Source organism: Streptomyces sp. NPDC055287 (assembly GCF_053646035.1).
In genome coordinates this window covers 1-5,879 of the sequence record NZ_JBSHNE010000098.1, presented here as the reverse complement: position 1 = coordinate 5,879, position 5,879 = coordinate 1, and the positions used below count along the sequence as shown (strand labels likewise).

Annotated in this window: 6 protein-coding genes and 2 pseudogenes; 5 read left to right on the top strand and 3 right to left on the bottom strand. The window is 66.6% G+C overall.

Features of this window, described 5'->3' with window-relative positions; genetic code table 11:
• Nucleotides 1–521 (top strand): cold-shock protein (locus tag ACWIHY_RS39955; protein WP_454381639.1); only part of this gene is annotated, 521 nt, incomplete at its 5' end.
• A 92-nt stretch (nt 522–613) separates the two neighbouring features.
• Here ACWIHY_RS39955 and ACWIHY_RS39950 read toward each other — a convergent pair.
• Nucleotides 614–1,027: a hypothetical protein gene (locus ACWIHY_RS39950; RefSeq protein ID WP_454381637.1), complete on the bottom strand. Its 414-nt coding sequence runs from the start codon at nt 1,025–1,027 to the stop codon at nt 614–616.
• A 99-nt stretch (nt 1,028–1,126) separates the two neighbouring features.
• Here ACWIHY_RS39950 and ACWIHY_RS39945 point away from each other — a divergent pair.
• Nucleotides 1,127–1,896 (top strand): annotated as a pseudogene (locus ACWIHY_RS39945) (transposase).
• A gap of 288 nt (nt 1,897–2,184) precedes the next feature.
• On the top strand, nt 2,185–3,288 hold the full coding sequence (locus ACWIHY_RS39940; RefSeq protein ID WP_454381635.1) for an IS110 family transposase: 1,104 nt from the start codon (nt 2,185–2,187) through the stop codon (nt 3,286–3,288).
• A 54-nt stretch (nt 3,289–3,342) separates the two neighbouring features.
• Here ACWIHY_RS39940 and ACWIHY_RS39935 read toward each other — a convergent pair whose 3' ends face one another.
• On the bottom strand, nt 3,343–3,636 hold the full coding sequence (locus ACWIHY_RS39935; RefSeq protein ID WP_454381634.1) for a WhiB family transcriptional regulator: 294 nt from the start codon (nt 3,634–3,636) through the stop codon (nt 3,343–3,345).
• A 318-nt stretch (nt 3,637–3,954) separates the two neighbouring features.
• Between ACWIHY_RS39935 and ACWIHY_RS39930 the strand changes: the two genes are divergently transcribed.
• Both ACWIHY_RS39930 and ACWIHY_RS39925 read left to right on the top strand, forming a co-directional pair.
• Nucleotides 3,955–4,761, top strand: a complete 807-nt coding sequence (locus ACWIHY_RS39930) for a nucleotidyltransferase (RefSeq protein WP_454381632.1) — start codon at nt 3,955–3,957, stop codon at nt 4,759–4,761.
• Nucleotides 4,762–5,036: 275 nt separating this feature from the next.
• On the top strand, nt 5,037–5,702 hold the full coding sequence (locus tag ACWIHY_RS39925; RefSeq protein WP_454381630.1) for a BlaI/MecI/CopY family transcriptional regulator: 666 nt from the start codon (nt 5,037–5,039) through the stop codon (nt 5,700–5,702).
• A gap of 19 nt (nt 5,703–5,721) precedes the next feature.
• On the opposite strand, the pseudogene ACWIHY_RS39920 reads toward ACWIHY_RS39925, so the two are convergent.
• Nucleotides 5,722–5,879, bottom strand: a pseudogene (locus ACWIHY_RS39920) (IS5/IS1182 family transposase); the annotation flags it as partial.

The window sequence follows — 5,879 nt, the reverse complement described above, 5'->3', positions numbered from 1 at the left end:
CCCGGAGCCGTTCCACCTCCCCCAGCTTCATAACCAGAAGCTGCCCCTCACCTGGCAAGATCACACGACGTAACGAAGCACTACTAGGCCGTTTCGTTCGGATCATCCGGTTGGACCAGAGTGCCTGCGATGTGGAGCCCTGTGAGGCAAATGGTTGCGGCCTAGCCGTAGCGGGTGGCGATGACGCATCTGCGCCGGTGCTCGCCGGATGGTGCGTGAGCAGACGCCTTGTCGGTCTGGTATGCGATCACATTGTCCGTTTACCGGTGAGCTGGTCCGGGGGATGCTCGTGTCACTGGCGCGACGTGCGCCTCGGCGAGGAGGCAGCAATGCAAGAAGGCGTAGTGAAGTTCTATAACGAAACGAAGGGTTTCGGGTTCATCACACCCAATTCGGGTGGCAAGGAGATCTTCGTGCACTCGTCAGGGCTGAACGACCGCATCAGGGAAAACGATGATGTGGCATTCGAAGTCGAACAAGAAAGTAAAGGTCCAACCGCTGTCAATGTCCGCGTCATCTGATGCCTCGGATTCCCCCTTCCGCGCAACTACTCCCACGCCCACTCAACCGGAGACTTGGAAAGAGCTGTCCCGTAATCCCACGAGGCTGAGGGTCATGCCGTGTCCGGGTCGGCGCCGATGGCACCGGCCGAGCGAAGCGAACGCCCGAGGTCTCCGGTGAGGATGCGGGGGTGGCGCCGCCACCACCACAGGTCGGGGCCGGGCAGCCTGTGGAACTGATCGAGTGCTTGGCCGTCGTCGTCGATGGTCGCGGCCTTGTACCGGTCGTCCAGAGCTTTGATCCGCGGGGTCCAGAGCTGGACGACGTGTTCGTCCAGCAGGAGCCACGCCTCGTGCAGCCAGTTTCGGCAGTAGAGGTCGTTGGTGTACTCGTAGATGTCGTCGCCGTAGCCGCGCTCGATGACGCTCACCAGGGCATCCCACGCGTTCACCTTTTCAGTGACCGTGAATGCCGTCCGCCAGCCGCGCCGGTGCAACAGCTCTCCCACCTCGGTTTCAGTAGCCACGGGCGTGAGGCTCTCATGCCGAATCCGTCCGGGCGACCGAGATGTGTCCCGCCAGAGGCCGGCGGCCCCGCAGCATGATCACGATGAGACGATCTCGCCGTGGCTGGTGTGACCACGGCGTCGGAGCCGTCCTGGATAACCCCGTTCACCGGGCAGAGCCCGAGGCAGTTCGGGAAGCTGGTGACCGTTCTGCGGCGCCAGGGTGCGGACGCCGTCCGCAAGGGCCGGCCGTGGAGCCTTCCGCTGGAGGACCGGGCCCTGCTGGTCGCGGCCTACTGGCGCACGAACCTGACCATGCGGCAACTCGCCCCGCTGTTCGGGGCGTCCAAGTCGGCGGCGGACCGCATCATCGACCACCTCGGGCCGATGCTCGCTCTCCAGCCCCGCAAAAGATTCGCCAAGGACACCGTGCTCATCGTGGACGGCACCCTGGTCCCCACCCGCGACCACACCATCGCCGAGCGGTCGAAGAACTACCGGTACTCCACCAACCACCAGGTCGTCATCGACGCCGACACCCGGCTGGTCGTCGTGGTCGGCCGGCCGCTTGCCGGAAACCGCAACGACTGCAAGGCATGGGAGGAGTCCGGCGCCAAGGCCGCCGTCGGCAAGACCCTCACGATCGCCGATGGCGGCTACCCGGGCACCGGACTCGTCATCCCACACCGCCGCGAGCGCGGCCAGGCCGGACTCCCGGACTGGAAAGAGGAACACAACAAGTCCCACAAGCAGGTCCGCGCCCGCGTCGAGCACGCCTTCGCCCGCATGAAGACCTGGAAGATCCTCCGCGACTGCCGCCTCAACGGCGACGCCGTCACCACGCCATGCTCGGCATCGCCCGCATGCACAACCTCGCCCTCGTCGGATAAGCGAGCGGGCCGCACGGCGACCAGCCCTACCCGAGGGACTCGAAGATCGTTCGGTGCCTCGCTCGAAAACGCCGACTGACAGTGAGGATGTTCATGAGCGTTCCCCGGCGGGATCTGACCCACCGACTGACTGACTCGGGGTCCTCAACGGGATTTGTCGGCCCCGTCCGGGGGACGCTCGTGTGCATCCGCCGGACCGGGGGACGTGACTTCATAAGAGCCTGGCCAGAGGCCCCATCACTGTCTTGTCCGCCCTCCCGGCCGACGGGTGCCATCCCGCCCGGTCAAATGGAGAGGACGGCACGATCCACGATGGCACAGCATGAGGTCGAGGTCACCGGCGGCGTCGACACCCACAAGGACACCCACACCGCAGCCGCGATCGACTCGGCAGGGCGGGTCTCGGGTACAGCCCAGTTCCCAGCCTCCGCCCTCGGCTACCGCAAGCTCCTGACCTGGCTCCGCTCCTTCGGTGTCCTGGTGCTGGTTGGAGTCGAGGGGGCCGGCGCCTACGGCGCCGGCCTGTCCCGCTACTTGCGTGAACACGACGAGACGGTGGTCGAGATCGACCGTCCGGACCGCAAGACCCGCCGCTGGCAGGGCAAGTCCGACCCGGTCGACGCAGAGGCAGCGGCCCGGGATGCGCTCGCCGAACGCCGCACCGGCACACCGAAGTTGCGTGACGGCCGGGTCGAGGCCCTTCGGGCCCTGCGAGTCGCTCGCCGCAGCGCGGTCCAGCAGCGCGCCGACGTCACCAGGCAGATCAAGACCCTGATCGTCACCGCACCGGAAGGCGTCCGCACCATGCTGCGGCACCTGAAGGACAAGGACCTGCTGACCATCTGTGCGGGTTTCCGCCCCAACCTCGACCAGGCGGGCGATCCGGTCACCGCGACGAAGATCGCCCTGCGTTCCCTCGCCCGCCGCCACTGCGACCTGGGCCAGGAGATCGAAGAACTGGACAAGCTCATAGCTCCGCTAACCCAGGAGATCAACCCCGCCCTGACCGAGCTCAACGGAGTCGGCCCGGACGTCGCTGGCCAACTGCTGGTCACCGCGGGCGACAATCCCAACCGGCTCCGCTCCGAGGCGGCATTCGCGATGCTCTGCGGCGTCGCCCCACTGCCGGCCTCATCCGGCCGCACCCACCGCCACCGCCTCAACCGGGGCGGTGACCGGGCGGCGAACGCGGCCCTCTACCGGATCGTGCTCTGCCGCCTCCGCTGGGACCAGCGCACCCGCACCTACATGGAACAACGCACCAAAGAAGGCCTCTCGAAGAAGGAGATCATCCGCTGCCTCAAGCGGTTCGTCGCCCGCGAGATCTTCCACGTTCTGACCGCCACCAACGCCACAGCAGCAGCCCCGAGTCACCTCACAACCGCTGCTTGACATCCATAAGAGCATCCCCCAGCGCTTCCTGCGAACCCCGGTTGAAGTCGCTGGTCAGCTGACTTTCAGCTGCTCGTGAGCGTGCCGCGCCGATTCCAGTACCTGCCGCCACGACGTCACGTGGGGTCGGCGGCGCAGCAGTGCTCTGCGCTCGCGCTCGGTCATGCCGCCCCACACGCCGAACTCAATGCGGTTGTCGAGGGCCTCGATGAGGCACTCGGTACGAACGGGGCACCCGGCGCATACCGTCTTGACCCGGTTCTGCCGCGTGGCGTCTGCGAACAGTTCTTCCCGGTCGGAGCTGCGGCAGGCCGCGCCCTCACTCCACTGGGCACTCGAACTCGTCATCTCGTCCCCTCCCCCTCGAGGCTCGCCTCACCCACGAGCCTATGCCGCAGCCGGGTCGCGAAACTCTCCCGGTACCCCAGGGCCAGGATGGTTGTACCAGTGTCCGGCCAGGGTGGCGGCCGGGTTGGGTGCCGGTCGCCCGGCTGTCCGCCGCCATGCAGAGCAGGAACGGCAGCCTCCCTCTGGGCGATGCGAGTTGCGGGTGATGCGGCCCGCTGAGACGAGGCCGTGGGGTGAGCCAGAACCCGAGGAGTCGTGTGACAGCGTGCCGTGGAAAACCCCTCGGTGGTATAGCAGGTCGGGGGGCACAGTGATCCCATGAGCGGAAGAGGGCTGAACCAGGATGGGACGATCGCGCGTGAAGGTGCGCTGAGCCGCGTGTCAGAGGCTTTCGCCCCTGTTGTTGATGCCTCCCGTGCCCAGATCACCGAGATGTTCGGCAGCACACGACTGCACAGCGCCTACCTCTACGGCAGCATTCCCCGCGGCGCCGCCATCCCCGGTGTCTCCGACCTCGACCTGCTTCTCGCCCTCCGCGAGGAGCCCACTGAGGCCGACCGAGCGGACGCCAAGACGATCGAAGCCGCTCTCGACCGCTCCTGTACCCAAGTCAACGGCGTCGGCATCCTCCTGTCCGGCGCACGCAACCTTCTCAGCGAACTCGAACGCCATGACGGCGGCTTTTTTGTCGCCTGCCTCTGTACCCCACTGCTCGGCGACGACCTCGCCGAACAGCTTCCCCGCTACCGCCCCACATCCTTGCTCGCCCGCGAGACGAACGGCGACCTCCCACTGGTGCTCCCGCGATGGCGCGCCCGAGCCGCCGAGGCCGCCACGGACGCCGACCGCAAGACCCTCAGCCGCGTCGTAGGCCGCCGCATCGTCCGCACAGGGTTCACGCTCATCATGCCTCGCTGGGGCGGCTGGACAAGCGACCTCAGCGAGTCCGCCGAGCTATTCGGCCGCTACTACCCACAGCGCGTCAAGCAGATGCGCGTCGCTGCGGCCACCGGCCGCACGCCCTCGGCAGACCCGGCGGTACTCAGCATGCTCATCGACCACCTGGGACCCTGGCTCGCAGCCGAATACACAGCCGTGCACGGCGAGAAAGCGCCCCGCCCCTGAGGTGACAGCACTCGCTTGTCACAAGACGCTCCGCCCATCGTTGATCACCAACCGCTGCTCAACCCGTCCACAAAACGCTGTCACTTCACCTGAACGAAGCCAGTGGGGAAGCTATCCGAGGCGATCCGCATCCTGCTCCGGCACCGACACCCCGCAGACCTGCCGCAGCCATGTGCCCGCAGGGTGCACATCGCGCAGGAAAGCAGCTACAGCCGCTCAGGGGTGGGTAGCATCCGGCGGCAACAACGAGGTACGTACGAGGAAAGAGAGTTGCTGTGGCCGAGAAGCCGGACAACACCCCCATTCAGAGCAGGTACGCGGAGCAGTATGCCGCCGATCTCAAGGCGAACCGCGAGGAGCAGGCGGAACTGCGGGGGCGTCTGAAGCAACTGCAGAGCGATGAGAAGTGGCTGGTGGCGCAGTCACAGAACGCACCCGTGGCCGAGGAGGCTGGTGCACCGGCCGATACTGAAGCACCCCAGGTTGTGCCGCGGCCGCGCCAGGAGTCTTCGCAGGCGACCGCTCCTTCCGGTACCAAGAAGAGGGCGGCGCGCACCAAGGCCCCGGCCAAGAAGGCTCCCGTACCGAAGGAAAAGGCGGCCGTCACCAAGGCACCGGCGAAGAAGGCGGCCAAGGCAGTGGCCGAGACTACGAAGAGCGTTGAGCCGCCGCTGCACGAGGTTGTTCTGGGCATCCTGCGTGCCCAGCCCGGGCATCCGCACCTGGCCCGCGAGGTCCACACCGAACTGGCCCACAAGCACGGCCGGTCAACGTCCGTCCAAGTGGTGCGCAACAGCCTGGAGAGCCTCGTCAAAAAGGGAACCGTCGAGAAGGAGAACAAGCAGAACTCGGTGATGTACACCGCGCCCGCAGACGCCGCCGAATCGACGCCCGAGCCGGCCGCCGAGAAGGCGAGCGAGAAGGCCCCGGCGCACCCCTAGGGCCTGTGTGATGTCGTGATCATTGGGTGGTCTTGAGCAGGTCGTCGATCCAGATCATTGCGGCGCGGAGGTGGAGGCCTGCGAGGTAGCTGTCCGGGGTCTTGTCGTACCGGGTGGCGATGCCGCGCCAGGCCTTCAGCTTGTTGATCAGTCGTTCGACGGTGTTCCGTTCCTTGT

Coding starts and splice junctions, on each gene's coding strand:
- ACWIHY_RS39940 (WP_454381635.1), top strand. CDS start 2,185: ATGGAGAGGACGGCACGATCCACGATGGCACAGCATGAGGTCGAGGTC.
- ACWIHY_RS39935 (WP_454381634.1), bottom strand. CDS start 3,636: ATGACGAGTTCGAGTGCCCAGTGGAGTGAGGGCGCGGCCTGCCGCAGC.
- ACWIHY_RS39930 (WP_454381632.1), top strand. CDS start 3,955: ATGAGCGGAAGAGGGCTGAACCAGGATGGGACGATCGCGCGTGAAGGT.